This window comes from Variovorax sp. PAMC 28711 (genome assembly GCF_001577265.1).
GTDB lineage: Bacteria > Pseudomonadota > Gammaproteobacteria > Burkholderiales > Burkholderiaceae_C > Variovorax.
The window spans coordinates 909638-924719 of the sequence record NZ_CP014517.1; the positions used below are offsets into that span (position 1 = coordinate 909638).

A 15082-nucleotide genomic window follows, 5' to 3' on the forward strand; every position below is an offset into this window, starting at 1 on the left:
GACATGGCTTCCACCTCGCCTGCGCCAACGCGCTTCCTCACCGGCATCACGACCTCCGGCACGCCCCACCTCGGCAACTACGTCGGTTCGGTGCGACCTTCGGTGCGTGCCAGCCAGCGCGCGGAGGTGCAGAGCTTCTATTTCCTGGCCGATTACCACGCGCTGATCAAGATCGACGACCCGGCGCGGATCCAGCGCTCGACGCTCGAGATCGCGGCGAGCTGGCTGGCCTGCGGCCTTGATCCGGAGCGCGTCACTTTCTACCGGCAGTCGGACATCCCGGAGATCGCCGAGCTCACCTGGTTCCTGACCTGCGTGACCGGCAAGGGCGTCCTGAACCGCGCCCATGCGTACAAGGCTCAGCTCGACAAGAATCTCGCGAAGAACGAAGAGCCCGACGCCGATGTGACGGCCGGCCTTTTCATGTATCCGGTGCTGATGGGTGCGGACATCCTGCTGTTCAACGCCCACAAGGTGCCGGTCGGGCGCGACCAGATCCAGCACATCGAGATGGCGCGCGACATGGCGCAGCGCTTCAACCACCTCTACGGCGATCACTTCCTCCTGCCTGAAGCCGACATCGACGACGCGGTGGCAACCCTGCCCGGCCTGGATGGCCGCAAGATGAGCAAGAGCTACGACAACACGATCCCGCTCTTCTCGCCACGCGCGCAGTTGCAAAAGCTGATTGGGGGCATCCTGACCGACTCGCGCGCCCCCGGCGAACCCAAGAACACCGAGGGCTCCGCGCTGTTCCAGATCTTCCAGGCCTTCGCCGATATCGACGAGACCGCGGACCTGCGCCAGGCGTTTGCCGAAGGGATCGGCTGGGGCGATGCCAAGCAACGCGTGTTCGAACGCATCGACCGCGAGATCGGCCCTTTGCGCGAGCGCTACGAAGCACTCGTCAACGACCCTGCGCAGATCGAACGCATCCTGCTGGCCGGCGCCGAGAAGGCGCGTGCGACCTCGCGTCCGTTCATGGCGACGCTGCGCCAGGCGGTGGGCCTGCGCAGCCTCGCCGACCTCGGCAGCCACAAGGCGGCAGCCGGTCGAAAAGCCGTGAAATCCGCCAAGCCCAGCTTCAAGCAATACCGCGAACGCGACGGTCTCTTCTATTTCAAGCTGCTCGACGGGGGCAACGCGACGCTGCTGCAGAGTCGCGGTTTCCAGTCACCGCAAGATGCGGGACGCGCCATCGCGGCGCTCCAGCAGCAACAGGGCGAGGCCCTGGCGGCACTCGCGCATCAGCTCGAACCGGTCGACAATGTGGCGCTCGACGCCCTGACCGAAGCCCTTGGCACCTTTGCCGAGTCAGACACTGGTAGGTAAAAGACAGATTTGCCAGCAAAACAGCGGCAATCTCTGTAAAAAGCACTACGGCGCAACATTAAAGCAAGACATGAGCATTTACGTAATCGACGACCACCCCCTGATGCGCGACGCCATCGTGATGGTGCTGCGACGCCTTCGGCCCGCCGAAAACATCGTGGAGCTCGAAAGGCTCGACAAGCTGGCCGGCGCAGTGAAGCAGCATGGGGCACCCGACCTTTTCTGCCTGGACCTGAAATTGCCGGACACCACCGGCTGTTCCGGCGTCATGGCGGTGAAACAGGCCTACCCGGCCGTGCCCATCGCGGTGTATTCCGCCTCGCCCGCCAGCGACATGGAAGAGGCGTGCATCGAGGCAGGTGCCGACACCTACATTGAGAAATCGGCCAGCTCGGCTGAGCTGACGGCCGCATTGCGCGGCTTGCTCATGGCCGATTCGGACGTCGAAGAGCCCGCCCTGGCCAGCAACAGCAAGCTGTCGAAGCGCCAGACCCAGCTCATCGCCATGCTGGACAAGGGCATGAGCAATCGCGACATCGCGACCGAGCTGGAGATCAGCGAGCACACGGTCAAGGTGCATCTGTGGCGCCTGTTCCGACGCCTCGCCGTCAAGAGCCGCACCCAGGCGTTGCACTACGCGCGCACCAACGGACTGCTCTCGACCAACAGCTGAGTCCGGCGCCCCGGGCGCTGTCAGCCGACGGCAGAACTCACGCGTGCCTGCGCCTGGGATTCGTCGGCATCGTGCAGCAACACCCGGAAGACGCTCCCCTTGCCCAGCCGCGACCGGACGCTCACGGGATGTCCAAGCGCATGCGACAACCGCGCCACGATGGCCAGGCCGAGACCGAAGCCATCCGACGTGCCCGCATGGTCGGCCACCTTGTAGAACTCGAGGAACACATCGCGCAAATGCTCCCGCGCGATGCCGATGCCCGTGTCCCACACCTCGACACGCAAGCCGTCCTTCGTTTGACGTGAGGCCAACAGCACGCCGCCTTCGGTGGTGTACTTGATGGCGTTGGCGAGCAGGTTGCCGATCATGCGACGCACCCGGATCGGGTCGGTCAGCACGGTTCCGCGCGTGAGGTGCACGCTGAATTTGAGGCCCTTGGCTTCTGCGACCGGCCGATATTGCAGCTCGAGGTCGTGCAGCAGCTGGCCCACATCGACCCGTTCGATGTGCAGGCGCACCTGTCCCGAATCGATGCGCGCGAGGTCGAACAGCGAGTCGAACAACGCGTTGACGGCGTGCGTGGCTCGCACGATCTTGGGTGCGATTTCCTGGACCAGTTCCGGCTCGTTGCGCAGCCAGTCGGCGTAGAGCGACAGCGCGAGCACCGGTTGCCGCATGTCGTGCGCGGCGCTCGCCAGGAAGCGGTTCTTCATGGCCACCGCCGACACCGCCGCCTGGCGCTGTTGCGTGAGCGACGCGATCAGGATGTGGTTATGGAACAGCAGCTCGAAACTGTTGCGCGCCGTCTCGTGGATGCGCCGGCCGGCCCGCAGCAGAAGCCACCAATGGAGCATCGGCAGCAACAGGAAGCCGACGTTGAAGTGCGACTCGGAAAAGCCCAACTCGGTGAGGCGAAACAGCACCGACGAAAGCATCGCGATGAACAGCGTGTTGACGTAGCGCTTGAGCAACGGCGGGTGCAGTGCCAGTCCGTTCAGCGGAAACGTCGCGACGCCGGCCACGATCAGCCAGCTCATGAACTGGTTGATGAGCGGCGCGCGCTCGAAAAAGATCAGGATCGAAATCCCCCATGCGAAGGCACTGGCGCTCCAGAGGTAGGAATATTTCTGGACGAAGCGTTGCTGGCCTTCCGAATCGCGGTCGGCATAACGGCGGGCGTAGAGCCGTTCGCCCCAGATGCGGCAGCCCGTGGCGGAAATTCCGACGCTCAGCCACACCATCAGTTGCCAGAGCGGGACGTGTCCCCAGCTCAGCCCCACCATCGCCGGCATGAGCGCGGCGGCCAGCAGGTGCGAGCCGCGCGAGGCGCGCATCAAACTTCGGATGAGCTCGCCGCGAACCCACGGCTCGGCCTCGTCGGCCGAAGCCGGGGCGGGCGTCAGGCTGGCAAAGGACGAGTTGCCCAGGCCGGCGAAGGAAGAGTTGCCCTTCATTGCACTGATCGGACCCCACTGAACAGGCCAACAAAAAAGCCCCTCGAAAGGGGCCCCTGGAGGCGGCACGAGGCCGCGCTGAAAAACGTCACTGGAGGAGAGGGAGGGATTCGAACCCTCGGTACGTTACCGTACGCCTGATTTCGAGTCAGGTACATTCGACCACTCTGCCACCTCTCCGGTCGCTGTCGAGCCTCAGATTCTAGCAGAGGCTGGACGCGTTTTTTCACGCCTTCAGCACTTCCATGCCGCCCAGGTAGCGCCGAAGCGCGGCGGGCACGCGGACCGATCCGTCTTCGTTCTGGTGATTTTCGAGCACCGCGACCAGCGCCCGGCCGACGGCCAGTCCCGATCCGTTGAGCGTGTGCACCAGTTCGTTCTTGCCTTGTGCATTCTTGAAGCGCGCCTGCAGCCGACGTGCCTGGAACGCTTCGCAATTCGAGACGGAGCTGATCTCGCGGTAGGTGTCCTGCGCCGGCAGCCACACCTCGAGGTCGTAGGTTTTCGTCGAACCGAAACCCATGTCGCCGGTGCACAGCAGCACCACGCGATACGGCAACTCCAGCGCCTGCAACACGGCCTCGGCGTGGCCCGTCATGGCTTCGAGCGCGTCATAGCTTTTGTCAGGATGCGTGATCTGCACCATCTCGACCTTGTCGAACTGATGCTGGCGAATCATGCCGCGCGTGTCGCGACCGGCGCTGCCCGCCTCCGAGCGAAAGCATGGCGTGTGCGCGGTGAGCTTGATCGGCAAGGCCGCTTCCGGCACGACCTCGTCGCGCACGAAGTTCGTGAGCGGCACTTCACTGGTCGGGATGAGGTACAGCGCCGAATGATCGGGTGCGGGCTCGCCGTCCTGGCCGCCCTTCTTCGCGGCGAACAGGTCGCCCTCGAACTTGGGCAACTGGCCGGTGCCGCTGAGCGAGGCCGCGTTGACGATGTAGGGGACGTAGCACTCGGTGTAGCCGTGCTGCTCGGTCTGCAGATCGACCATGAACTGCGCGAGCGCGCGATGCAGGCGTGCGATCGGGCCCTTCATCACGCTGAAGCGCGAGCCCGACAGCTTGACGCCCATCTCGAAATCGAGCCCGAGCGGCGCGCCGAGATCGACATGGTCTTTCGGCGCGAAGCCCAGCGGCGTGGCAGCAGCACCGGCGCCACCGACCGGTGCCCAACGGCGCACTTCGACGTTCGCGTGCTCGTCTTCGCCGACCGGCACGCTGGCATGCGGGAGGTTGGGCACCGCGAGCAACATCGCGTGCAGTTCGGGCTGGATGGCTTCCAGCCGTTTGGCCGACGTTTCCTGCTCGGCCTTGAGCGCGTTGACCTCCGTCATGAGTGCCTCGGCGGATTCACCTTTGGCCTTCAGTGGGCCGATCTGCTTGTTGAGTGCGTTGCGACGCGCCTGCAATTCTTCGGTGCGGGTCTGCAAGGTCTTGCGCTCCGCCTCGAGCGCGCTGAAGACCTCCACATCGAGGAAAGTCTGGTTTTTCTTGCGTGTTTCAAGACGCGCCACGGCCGAAGCCAGGTCCTTGCGTAACAGGGTGATATCGAGCATCAGCCGATTTTAGGCGGCGGGACTGCGCTCGCCACCCGCCTTCGTGCGCTTCGTGTCGCTTCGCGCGACGATCAATTCAGCGTCGACGGGTCGACGTTCGCGCCGCAAACGATCAGGCACACCCTCTCCCCGGGGCGAGGTGCGTAAACGCCGGTCTGCAGCGCCGCGAGCGGCAAGGCGGCCGCCGGTTCGACGGCGAGCTTCAGCGCTTTCCACAGCCAAAGTTGCGCGGCGCGGATCGCCTCGTCCGGCAGCAGCAACGCATCGCGTACCTGCTGCTGCGTGATCCCCCACGCGAGCGCACCGATGCGTTTGGCACCGAGCGAATCGGCGGCCACCCCGCCCACCTCGACATCGACCGGCTCGCCTGCTTCGCGCGCGCGAAACAGGGTTGGCGCACGCTCGGGCTCGAGTGCGACAACCCGGCTGCGCTGTTCGAACCACGCCGCCAACCCACCCACGAGGCCGCCACCGCCCACGCTCACGAGCACGGCATCGGGCAAGCCGCCCTGCGCTTCGATCTCGCGCCCGAGCGTGCCGGCGCCAGCCACCACTTCCGGCTGGTCGTAGGCGTGCGTGAGCAGCGCGCCGGTCTCTTGCTGCCGTGCAAGACACGCGGCCAGCGCATCCGAATAAGCGTCGCCGACCACGACCACTTCGGCGCCCAACGCGCGCAGCTTGGCGCGCTTGGCTTCGGGTGAGGCGCCGGGCAGGAACACTTCGCAACGCACGCCAAGCGAACGTGCCGCCTCAGCCGTGGCGATGCCTGCGTTGCCGCCCGACGCGACGATCACGCCACTGGCGGGAATGTGATTCGCCAGCAGGCGGTTCATCATGCCGCGCGCCTTGAAGCTGCCGCCGGTTTGCAGATGCTCGAGCTTGAGCCAGACCTCGACGCCATCGGCGAGGTTCAGGCCGAGCGCGGCAGCGGGCAGTTTCCAGAGCGGCGTTTCGAGAATGAAATGCCCGGAATGTCCGTCGAGCCGGCGTGCGGCGCGATCGATTTCATCGCGCCAGTCAATGGGCACGGCGCTCACGAGATGTGCCCCGGCGGCGCCATATCGTCGAGCTTCAGGCCCTTGGGCAACGGGAATTTGATGGTCTCTTCGATGCCGTCCATCTTGCGTACCGACACCGCACCGAGCGCGCGGATGCGGTCGATCACCTCGCGCACCAGCACCTCCGGCGCCGACGCACCGGCGGTGAGGCCAATGCGGCTTTTGCCTTCGAACCACGCCGGTTGCAACTCGGCGGCCGAATCGACCATGTAGCTTTCGGTGCCCAGGCGCTGCGCGAGTTCGCGCAGACGGTTGCTGTTGGAACTGGTCGGGCTGCCCACCACAATCACGAGGTCGACCTGCGGGCTCATGATCTTGACCGCGTCCTGGCGGTTCTGCGTGGCGTAGCAGATGTCCTGTTGCTTGGGCTCTCGCACTTTCGGGAAGCGCGCGCGCACGGCCGCCGAGATTTCGGCGGCGTCGTCGACGCTCAGCGTGGTCTGCGTGACGACGGCGAGCTTGTCGGTCTGCGCGGGTTGCACCGTGGCGACGTCCGCGACGTCCTCGACCAGATGGATGCCGCTGGAAAGCTGGCCCATCGTGCCTTCGACTTCCGGGTGACCCTTGTGGCCGATCATGATGAATTCGTAGCCTTCTTTGGCGAGCTTCGCGACCTCGACATGCACCTTGGTCACCAGCGGGCAGGTCGCGTCGAAAATGTCGAAGCCGCGGGCGCGCGCTTCCTGCTGGATCGCCTTGCTCACGCCATGTGCGCTGAACACCAGCGTGGCGCCGGGCGGCACGTCGGAGAGCTCTTCGATGAAGATCGCGCCCTTGGACTTGAGTTCGTTCACCACGTAGGTGTTGTGCACGATCTCGTGGCGCACGTAGATCGGCGCGCCGAACTTTGCCAGCGCGCGCTCGACGATCTCGATGGCGCGATCCACACCGGCGCAGAAACCACGCGGTTCCGCGAGGATGATTTCGTCGAGCGTTTTGACGACAGCCGTCACAGCACGCCGATCAGTTGCACTTCGAAGGTCACGGGCTGGCCCGCGAGCGGATGGTTGAAGTCGAAACGCACCGCCGTGTCGTTCGACTCGGTCACCGCGCCGGCGTAGCTGCCGGCGCCATCGGGCGTCGGGAACTGCACCACGTCGCCGACGGCGTATTTCTCGTCCGGGTCGCCCAGCTTCGCGAGCAGCGTCTTGGCCACCCACTGAAGCATCTCGGCATTGCGGTCGCCGAAGGCCTCGCCGGTCGGCAGTTCGAAGGTGGTATGCGTGCCTTCTTCGAGCCCGATGAGGCGCTGCTCCATGGCCGGCGACAGCTCGCCCGTGCCGAGCGACAGCGTCGCCGGCTTGTCGGCGAAAGTATTGATGATGTCACCCGCAGGCCCGGCAAGCCGGTAGTGCAGGGTCAGGAAGGAGCCAGCCGAAACGACGGCGGCGGGTGTGGGCAAAGACAAGATGGGGGTCCCGATAAACTGAGCCTCATTTTAAGGAGCGGCGCTTTCCCCTCGTTTGCGCCGCCCGATCAGGGTCTTATCTCCCCGCCATGGCCTTCAAGGACCTCCCCGCCGACGCCCGTCCGCGCGAAAAACTCATCGCGCGCGGCGCCAGCGCGCTCGGCGACGCCGAACTGCTTGCGCTGCTGCTGCGCACCGGCGTGGCAGGCAAGAACGTGCTGCAGATGTCGCAGGAGCTGCTCGACACCTTCGGCGGCATCGCCGGCCTCCTGAACACCAGCGTCGACGACCTGAAGAAGATCAAGGGGCTGGGCGGCACCGCCAAGCGCGCCGAGCTCACCGCCGTGCTCGAACTCGCTCGCCGGGCCATGGCCGAGCGCCTCAAGGAGCGCGCGATCTTCGACTCGCCGGAGGCCGTCAAGCACTACCTGCAGTTGCACATCGCCTCGCGCCCGCACGAGGTGTTCGCAGCGCTGTTCCTGGATGCGCAGCACCGGCTGATCGCGCTCGAAGAACTGTTCCGCGGCACGCTTACCCAGACCAGCGTGTACCCGCGCGAAGTCGTGATCCGCGCACTGCACCACCACGCGGCCGCGGTCGTGCTGGCGCACAACCACCCGAGCGGCGGCGTCGAGCCGTCGCGCGCCGACGAATCGCTCACGCAGACGCTCAAGGCGGCGCTTGCGCTGGTCGACGTGCGCGTGCTCGACCATGTGATCGTTGCCGCCGGCCAGACGCTGTCGATGGCCGAAAAAGGATTGGTTTGATGGCCGCGACACCGAAAAAGCCTGCTGGCCTGAAGTCGCTCGCCGACTTGAAGAGCGTCCAGAAAACGCTGGCCGACACCCGCACGCGAGAGGCCGCGGAAGCCGCCGCGCGTCTCGCGGCGGAGAAAAAGCGGCTGGCCGAAAAAGACCTGTTCAGCCGCGCCATCGGCGCCACGCAGCCACTGCGCCGCGTGGCCGCCGTGCCGCTCGCGCCCGAGCCGCCGGCGCCCATCCCGTTCCAGCATCAACTGGACGAACAACGCGTTCTGCGCGAATCGATCAGCGACGAGTTCGACGTGACGACGTTGCTCGACGTCGACGATGCCATGAGCTTTCGCCGCCCCGGCATCGGCACCGACGTGACGCGCAAGCTGCGCGCGGGCGAGTGGTCGATCCAGCGGCAGGTCGACCTGCACGGCCTGCGCAGCGACGAAGCGCGCGAGGCGCTCGGCGCCTTCATTCGCACCTCGCACAAACAGGGCGTGCGCTGCGTGCGCGTGGTGCACGGCAAGGGGCTGGGATCCCCCGGCAAGTTGCCGGTGCTCAAGACCAAGACACAGCGCTGGTTGATCCAGAAAAAAGAGGTGCTCGCCTTCGTGCAGGCGAAGCCGGCCGAAGGCGGCGCGGGCGCGCTCGTCGTGCTGCTGGCGCCGGTGGGGCGTTGAGAGGCGCTACGACGCCGCGAACACGTCTACCGGCTTCCAAGGCCCCGCGAATCGCTGTCCACGTTGGTATAGCGCGCTTCCATCAGCTCGGTACGGTCAAGCAATTTCGGGCGCCACAGCGATTTATCTTTGGCAATCACGATCACGTCGTCGTGGTGTTCACTAAAGAACTGAGCGCTATTCTTTGGCGAATAGTTCTTCTGCCAAACCACGTTTGCAATGAACGCGTCCTCCCCAAAAATCTCATCCAGCACCCTCCGCGCCCGGTGCACCTCGTTGCCATCCCGCGTGATCCAGAGCGAGCCGCGCTCGCTCAGCAGTTTGCGCAGCAGTCGTTCACGCAATGACACCCGCCGCGGCCACATCATGCAAAGCCATTTGGCGTGGCGCACGCATGTCTTCGGCATCGACCGGGTTGCTGCTCAGCCACTCTTTCATGGTCGGCGAGTTGACGCCGTCGCTGTAGAGCGAGCCTTCGTCGCCGGTGTTGTGCGGCGGGTCGATGAAGATCAGATCGGTCGGCCCGGCGCTCTTGCCCGGGTCGCGGCGATTGTCTGGCACGGTTAGTCCCGCTTCGACGGCCGGAAGTCGTGTGCGATGTTCCCGTTGTTGTCGAGCAGGACCGACGGGGTGGAAGAGTCCGACGTGACGTAGAAGCCCGAAGGCAGCGGATCGGCGCTCAAGTACGTGCCGTTGCGCGTGATCTGCGGCAATTGGTCCACCGTTCGGCTCCACACCACTGCGTGGGTCAGCTTGTCGATCAGTTGGAGGATGCGGCCCTGCTCGGTGACGGGCGTCGGTGCGTAGGCCACCAGTACGCGTGTGGCGTTCTCGGCCAGCACGTTGGCCCGAAAGCGTTTTTGTCCTGGTGGCAGCAGCGTCAGGTTGACGATGCCGAGCTCCTTCAGCCGGAGCGCGTTGACCATCCATTCCGGCGTCACTGCGGCATAGCGTTCTGGCATCGAACGCAGTCCCGAATTCTCCGCATCGAGCAACTCGAGGTAGGGCCGATTCGTGTACTCGCCCGGGCGGACCTTTTGCTCGTAACTGACCAGCAGGCCGGGGTCGTTGCTGCTCCCGCGGTCGCGGTCCGAGCTCGCGCTGGCGACCGCAATGCGCTTGACCGTGTCCGTGTAACTGGCATAGGGGCGCTTGCGCAGATCGTCGTAGCTTTCGCCCTCTCGCAGGATCTCACCGGTCAGCCAGTAGACGTTGTAGTTCTCGCCGCTGTTGGTGGTCACCTTGAGCAGGTCGGGGTAGGCACTGATCGCGAGCTCCAGCTTGGCGACGCCCACGCCGAGTTGCTGGGGATAGCGGTTGATCAACGCCTCGTTCATGTCGACGAAACGGGGGCCGGCAGGCTCCAGCCGCATCAGCCGCTGAGCGTTGAGGACCAGGTAAATACTGCCATCCGAAAAATGCTTGATCGCCGGCCGTCTCGATCCGGTGTTGCGCTGAAAGTCGATGGTCTGCGGCTCCGCCAGGCTCTTGCCCGAAGCCAGATCGGTGATAACGATGCGGTAGCGGTCGCTGCGATCGTCGCCGGTCTCCAGCACGCGCACAAAGCCGGTCTTGCCGCCTTCCGGGACATAGACGGTCGAGGCCTCGAGCCGGCCTGGTTGTTCGGGCGGCGGTCCCGCTTTCTTGAAGCGGTCCAAGAGGAAGGGTGTCAGCAACAGCACCATGAACACTCCGGCGCCCACCGCCAGCCCCAGCTTGAACTTGCGCAGCTTCTCGAACTGGTCGTGCGCCATGCTGTGCACCACATGGACGCTCTTGGGCGCGTTGCTGTCGCTCAGCACGAATTCGGCCTGGCAATTCTTGCAGGCGTAAAGGTTGGGCGTCCCTGTGACTTTGCTGGAGCCGGTGGCGCCGCACTGGGGGCAAACGAGCCCCTTGATCTGGATCGACATCGACGACGGCCCGGCGCTCACGCGAGATGGTTCTTCAGCGGCATCCCCACGTCGGCCACCGCAGCCGCATCGGGGCTGCGTCCTGCTTCCAACAGCTTGCGGCTCATCATGTGATCGACGGGTGCGTTGGCCGATTCGACGCACACCAGCTGACCCGCGACGTAGTGGAACAGCGAGAACGCGTTGGGATTCGCGCCCGGCCCCGCGCGCCGCACGACGACATGCGCCGGCGTGCCTTCGGCCGGCACCAGCCCCGCCATCTGCAGGCGCATCGCGCCCTGCTCCGACCAGAACCACGGCAGCGCGTCGTGCGGCTTCGGTGCACCGGTGAGCGTGGCGACCGCGGTGCGGGCCTGGTCGTTGGCGTTCTGCACCGACTCCAGTCGCAGCGGCGCGGCGGCCCGACGATCGGTGAAGCGCGTGCAATCGCCGATGGCCAGCACCGCGGCATCGCTCGTCTGCATGTGCGGGTCGACCACGATGCCGTCGGCGCATTCGAGTCCGGCCGCTTCTGCAAGCGCGGTCTCCGGCACGGCGCCGATGCCGAGCAACAGCAGGTCGACCGGCTGCGCGACGCCGTCGACTTCCATCGACACGAGCCGGTCGCCCGCGATCTCGAACGCGCCGACCCGGGCGCCGAGCACCACGTCAATGCCGGCCGCACGGTGCGTCGCCAGCACATGCGCCGACAGTTCGGGCGACACCGCGCGGCCCAGCAGGCGCGGAGCGCTCTCGATCACGCGCACCGTCTTGCCGAGCGCCTGCGCGGTCGCAGCCACTTCGAGTCCGATGAATCCACCACCCAATACGGTGACGTTCTGCGCGGCGATGAGTCGGGCACGCAGCCGCTGCGCCTCGTCGGCGGCACGCAACATGGCGACGTTGTCCAGGCCGTCGGGCAACCCTGCGAGACGACGCGCGCGGGTGCCGGTGGCCAGCACCAGCCGTTCGTAGGGCAGCACGGCGCCGGAGCGCAGCGTGACCGTTCGCGCCGCGCGATCGATCGCGGTCGCGGCATCGCCCAAATGCAGCGTGATGCCGGCCTCGCGGTACCAGTCGGCGGCCTTGTGCGGCTGCGCGGCTTCCTCCGCATTCTTCAGGAACGCCTTCGACAGCGGCGGTCGGTGATAAGGCTCGCAAGCTTCTTCGCACACCAGGTGCACGCGCGCGCCCTGCCCGGCTTCGGCCAGGCCCACGCAGAGCTGGGCTGCGGCATGGCCGCCGCCGATGATGACGATATGGTTGTGGGTGTTGCTCATGGGGTCATTCGCCGCGGTTGCGCATCCAGTCGGCTGTTTTGAAAAAGGAATCGCGCAGACGCGCGCGCAGCGCTTCGTCCACGCCGGTCTCGCCCATCGCCTGGTCCATGCAGGCCAGCCACTGGTCGCGTTCCCGGATGCCAATGCTGTGGCCACCGATGCTTTGCGGCAGGTGCCGCGCGCGCAGCATCGGGTTGCCAAAGCGATCGGTGTAGTACGACGGTCCGCCGAGCCAGCCGCACAGGAACCAGAAGAGTCGTTGGCGCGCGTTCTCGAGCGTGTTGCCGTGCACCGCACGCAGCACGGCATACGCGGGCTCGAGTTCCATCAGGTCGTAGAAGCGGTCGACCAGCGCGCGGACCTTGTCTTCGCCGCCGATCCACTCGAAGGGCGTGTCGAACGCGGGTTTGTCCTGAATCTGCATGAGGCTGTCGGCACGGGCCGGTTATTCCGCGGCACGCCGCAGGGTGTCGACCACCGGCCGGTTCAGCACCTCGCGCAGGCCCCACCATCCCGCCGCGAGCGCCAGCACCGCGCCGGCCAGCGCCCCGCCGATCGGCACCAGCGGCGACGCGGTCCAGGTGAACTCGAACACGTAGCGCGCCAGGGCCCAGCCAATGGCCGACGCGACGAGGCTCGCGAGCAATCCCGCCAGCAGGCCGACGCCGACGAGCTCGGCGCGCTGCACCTGCCGCAATAGGCTCGCGCGTGCGCCGACTGCCCGCATGATCGCGAACTCGCGGGCGCGCTCCTCGCGCGTGGCCGTCACCGAGGCGAACAGCACCACCAGCCCCGCGGCCAGGGTGAAGCCGAACAGGAACTCAACCGCGCGGATCACCTGGTCGAGCACGCGCTGCACTTGCGCGATGGTCGCGCTCATGTCGACATTCGTCACGTTGGGGTAAGCGCGCACCAGCGCGTTGTCGAAGCCCTTGACCTCCGGCGCGCGGAACGCGCCCATGTAAGTGACCGGCACGTCGGCGAGCGTCGCCACCGTGTACATCACGAAGAAGTTGGCGTGCAGCGAACCCCAGTCGACCTTGCGCAGCGAGGTCATGCGCGCGTCGGTCGGGATACCGCCGATGTCGAAGCGCAGGCTGTCACCGAGTTTCAGGCCCAGCGTCTCGGCCAGGCCCTCTTCCACGCTCACCTCGCCAGCCGCATCCGGCTTCCAGGCCCCGGCCGTGACGACGTTGTGCGGCGGCGCTTCGGCGCTGTTGCTCAGGTTGAACTCGCGATCGACCAAGCGCTTGGCGCGGTCTTCTTCGTAGTCGTCGGGCGACACGGTCTTGCCGTTGATCGCGACCAGTCGGCCGCGGATCATCGGGTACCAGTCGAACTTGCCGACGCCCGCGTCGCGCAGCGTTTTCTGGAAGGCGGTGTTCTGGTCGGGCATCACGTTGATGACGAAGCGGTTCGGTGCATCGGGCGGCGTGGCCTTGCGCCAGCTCGCGACGAGGTCGGTGCGCAACAGCACCAGCAGGATGAGCGCGAGCAGGCCGACCGCGAGCGCACTGACCTGCACCACGGCGTAGATCGGTCGTGCGGAAATCTGCCGCGTCGCGAGCACCAGCCAACGCGGCGCGGTGCTCTCGTTGACGCTGCGTCGCAGCACCTTTACCGCGAGCCAGCTCAGCAGCGCAAACACGGCGACCGCGCCGGCAAAACCACCGACTGCGATCAGCCCCAGCTTGAGGTCGCTGCTGGCCGCGAGCAGCAAGGCCGCGAAGCCGGCAACACCCAGCGCGAGCACCGCGACGGACGCCGGCTTGAGTCCGCCGACATCGCGCCGAATCACGCGCAATGGCGGGACCTTGGCGAGTTGCAGCACCGGCGGCAGACCGAAGGCGAACAGCAGCGTGAGGCCCATGCCGAAACCGAAGGCCACCGGCCACAAGGTGGCGGCCGGCAGCGCGGTTTCCACCAGCCCGGCGAGCAGCAACACGAAGACGTAATGCACCGCATAGCCGATGGCGACCCCGATGCCGCTCGCCACCAAACCGATCACCGCGAACTCGAAGGCGTAGGCCATCGCGATGGTGCGCTGGCTCTGGCCGAGCACGCGCAACATCGCGCAGTCGTCGAGGTGGCTGGCCGCGAATCCACGCGCCGCGAGCGCGACGGCGACCGCGCTCAGCAAAGCCGACAACAGCGCGACGAGGTTCAGGAATTTCTCGGCACGGTCGAGCGTCTGGCGCATTTCGGGTCGGCCGGTCTCGAAGGAATCGAGCCGTGCGCCGCGCACGTCGCCCTTCTTGAGCGTGGCTTCGGCGAAGTCGCTGAAGGCCTTCACGGCGGGCGCCTCGCCGGCCACGGCGAAGCGGTAGTTGATGCGGCTGGCGGGCTGCACGAGCGCCGTGCGTGCGACGTCGGCCTGGTTCATCATCACGCGCGGCGCGAAGCTCATGAAGCCGGCGCCGCGGTCGGGTTCCAGCGTGATCACGCGGCCGATGCGCAAACTCGTGTCCCCGAGAAGAAGCGCGTCTCCGACTTTGAGCGCCAGCGACTCGAGCAACGGGCCATCGACCCAGACCTCGCCGGGCTTCGGGATGTCGCGCGTGATCTGGCCGGGTGTCTCCGAATCCGGCGCCGTCAGCACGCTGCCGCGCAGCGGGTAGCCGGTCTCGACGGCTTTGAGCGCCACGAGCTTGGTGGCGCCGCCTTGCGCATCGCTCGCGCGCGCCATCGTCGGAAAACCGAAAGTGCCGGCGGCCTGCAAGCCGAGCGCCTTCGCGCGTTCCACGAACATCGGCGGCGTCGGGTTGTCGCTGGCGATCACGGCGTCGCCGCCCAGCAGCTGGCGCGCATCGCGCTGCAGGCCACCCTTGAGCCGGTCGGCGAAGAAACCGACCGCGGTGAGTGCGGCGACGGCCAGCAGGACGGCGACGATGAGAAGCCGGAGCTCGCCGGCGCGCAGGTCGCGCCAGAGGGTGCGCCAACCGAGGCGAATGGATGCGTTCATGGGGCAAACGATAGCCGACGATTCGCCTCC

General features: G+C 66.4%; 15 protein-coding genes and 1 tRNA gene. 4 read left to right on the forward strand and 12 right to left on the reverse strand.

What is annotated here, in order from left to right; all coding sequences use genetic code 11:
* Window positions 1–3 precede the first annotated feature (3 nt).
* Both AX767_RS04635 and AX767_RS04640 read left to right on the forward strand, forming a co-directional pair.
* Window positions 4–1332, forward strand: a complete 1329-nt coding sequence (locus tag AX767_RS04635) for a tryptophan--tRNA ligase (protein WP_068629050.1) — start codon at window positions 4–6, stop codon at window positions 1330–1332.
* 70 nt (window positions 1333–1402) lie between these two features.
* Complete coding sequence (locus tag AX767_RS04640; RefSeq protein ID WP_068629052.1) at window positions 1403–2005, forward strand: response regulator transcription factor; 603 nt, start codon at window positions 1403–1405, stop codon at window positions 2003–2005.
* Between the two features lie 20 nt (window positions 2006–2025).
* Here AX767_RS04640 and shkS read toward each other — a convergent pair whose 3' ends face one another.
* The 6 genes from shkS to AX767_RS04670 form a co-directional block, all read right to left on the reverse strand.
* Window positions 2026–3462: a surface-behavior sensor histidine kinase ShkS gene (gene shkS / locus AX767_RS04645; protein ID WP_237288552.1), complete on the reverse strand. Its 1437-nt coding sequence runs from the start codon at window positions 3460–3462 to the stop codon at window positions 2026–2028.
* Window positions 3463–3554: 92 nt separating this feature from the next.
* A tRNA-Ser gene (locus AX767_RS04650) sits at window positions 3555–3642 on the reverse strand.
* Window positions 3643–3688: 46 nt separating this feature from the next.
* The gene (gene serS / locus AX767_RS04655; RefSeq protein ID WP_068629054.1) at window positions 3689–5020 is read right to left on the reverse strand and encodes a serine--tRNA ligase; all 1332 of its coding nucleotides are present in this window, start codon (window positions 5018–5020) and stop codon (window positions 3689–3691) included.
* Between the two features lie 71 nt (window positions 5021–5091).
* Window positions 5092–6048, reverse strand: a complete 957-nt coding sequence (locus AX767_RS04660) for a threonine/serine dehydratase (RefSeq protein ID WP_443082776.1) — start codon at window positions 6046–6048, stop codon at window positions 5092–5094.
* 5 nt (window positions 6049–6053) lie between these two features.
* Window positions 6054–7031, reverse strand: a complete 978-nt coding sequence (gene ispH / locus AX767_RS04665; protein ID WP_068629056.1) for a 4-hydroxy-3-methylbut-2-enyl diphosphate reductase — start codon at window positions 7029–7031, stop codon at window positions 6054–6056.
* A complete protein-coding gene (locus tag AX767_RS04670; RefSeq protein ID WP_443082767.1) occupies window positions 7028–7486 on the reverse strand; it encodes an FKBP-type peptidyl-prolyl cis-trans isomerase in 459 nt (152 codons plus the stop codon). The genes ispH and AX767_RS04670 overlap by 4 nt, the downstream gene beginning before the upstream one ends.
* An 89-nt stretch (window positions 7487–7575) precedes the next feature.
* Here AX767_RS04670 and radC point away from each other — a divergent pair, with 89 nt between their 5' ends.
* Entirely contained in the window at window positions 7576–8253 is a 678-nt protein-coding gene (gene radC / locus AX767_RS04675) for a RadC family protein (RefSeq protein ID WP_068629060.1), read from the forward strand.
* Window positions 8253–8918: a Smr/MutS family protein gene (locus AX767_RS04680; RefSeq protein WP_068629062.1), complete on the forward strand. Its 666-nt coding sequence runs from the start codon at window positions 8253–8255 to the stop codon at window positions 8916–8918. Before radC ends, AX767_RS04680 begins: the two co-directional genes overlap by 1 nt.
* Window positions 8919–8944: 26 nt before the next feature.
* Here the strand turns inward: AX767_RS04680 and AX767_RS04685 are convergent, their stop codons facing one another.
* The 6 genes from AX767_RS04685 to AX767_RS04710 are packed head-to-tail and all read right to left on the reverse strand — an operon-like array spanning window position 8945 to window position 15052.
* Entirely contained in the window at window positions 8945–9262 is a 318-nt protein-coding gene (locus AX767_RS04685) for a DNA methyltransferase (protein ID WP_068629064.1), read from the reverse strand.
* A complete protein-coding gene (locus AX767_RS04690; protein ID WP_068629066.1) occupies window positions 9255–9479 on the reverse strand; it encodes a hypothetical protein in 225 nt (74 codons plus the stop codon). Before AX767_RS04690 ends, AX767_RS04685 begins: the two co-directional genes overlap by 8 nt.
* Window positions 9480–9481: 2 nt before the next feature.
* Window positions 9482–10852: a hypothetical protein gene (locus tag AX767_RS04695; RefSeq protein WP_156480957.1), complete on the reverse strand. Its 1371-nt coding sequence runs from the start codon at window positions 10850–10852 to the stop codon at window positions 9482–9484.
* Entirely contained in the window at window positions 10849–12090 is a 1242-nt protein-coding gene (locus AX767_RS04700) for an NAD(P)/FAD-dependent oxidoreductase (protein WP_068629070.1), read from the reverse strand. The genes AX767_RS04695 and AX767_RS04700 overlap by 4 nt, the downstream gene beginning before the upstream one ends.
* Window positions 12091–12094: 4 nt before the next feature.
* Complete coding sequence (locus AX767_RS04705; RefSeq protein WP_068629072.1) at window positions 12095–12514, reverse strand: group II truncated hemoglobin; 420 nt, start codon at window positions 12512–12514, stop codon at window positions 12095–12097.
* Between the two features lie 21 nt (window positions 12515–12535).
* Window positions 12536–15052 (reverse strand): ABC transporter permease, encoded by a 2517-nt coding sequence (locus tag AX767_RS04710; protein ID WP_068629074.1) that lies wholly within the window; start codon window positions 15050–15052, stop codon window positions 12536–12538.
* Window positions 15053–15082 lie beyond the last annotated feature (30 nt).

Coding starts and splice junctions, on each gene's coding strand:
- AX767_RS04635 (WP_068629050.1), top strand. CDS start 4: ATGGCTTCCACCTCGCCTGCGCCAACGCGCTTCCTCACCGGCATCACG.
- serS (WP_068629054.1), bottom strand. CDS start 5,020: ATGCTCGATATCACCCTGTTACGCAAGGACCTGGCTTCGGCCGTGGCG.
- AX767_RS04680 (WP_068629062.1), top strand. CDS start 8,253: ATGGCCGCGACACCGAAAAAGCCTGCTGGCCTGAAGTCGCTCGCCGAC.
- AX767_RS04640 (WP_068629052.1), top strand. CDS start 1,403: ATGAGCATTTACGTAATCGACGACCACCCCCTGATGCGCGACGCCATC.
- radC (WP_068629060.1), top strand. CDS start 7,576: ATGGCCTTCAAGGACCTCCCCGCCGACGCCCGTCCGCGCGAAAAACTC.
- AX767_RS04700 (WP_068629070.1), bottom strand. CDS start 12,090: ATGAGCAACACCCACAACCATATCGTCATCATCGGCGGCGGCCATGCC.
- shkS (WP_237288552.1), bottom strand. CDS start 3,462: ATGAAGGGCAACTCTTCCTTCGCCGGCCTGGGCAACTCGTCCTTTGCC.
- AX767_RS04710 (WP_068629074.1), bottom strand. CDS start 15,052: ATGAACGCATCCATTCGCCTCGGTTGGCGCACCCTCTGGCGCGACCTG.
- AX767_RS04705 (WP_068629072.1), bottom strand. CDS start 12,514: ATGCAGATTCAGGACAAACCCGCGTTCGACACGCCCTTCGAGTGGATC.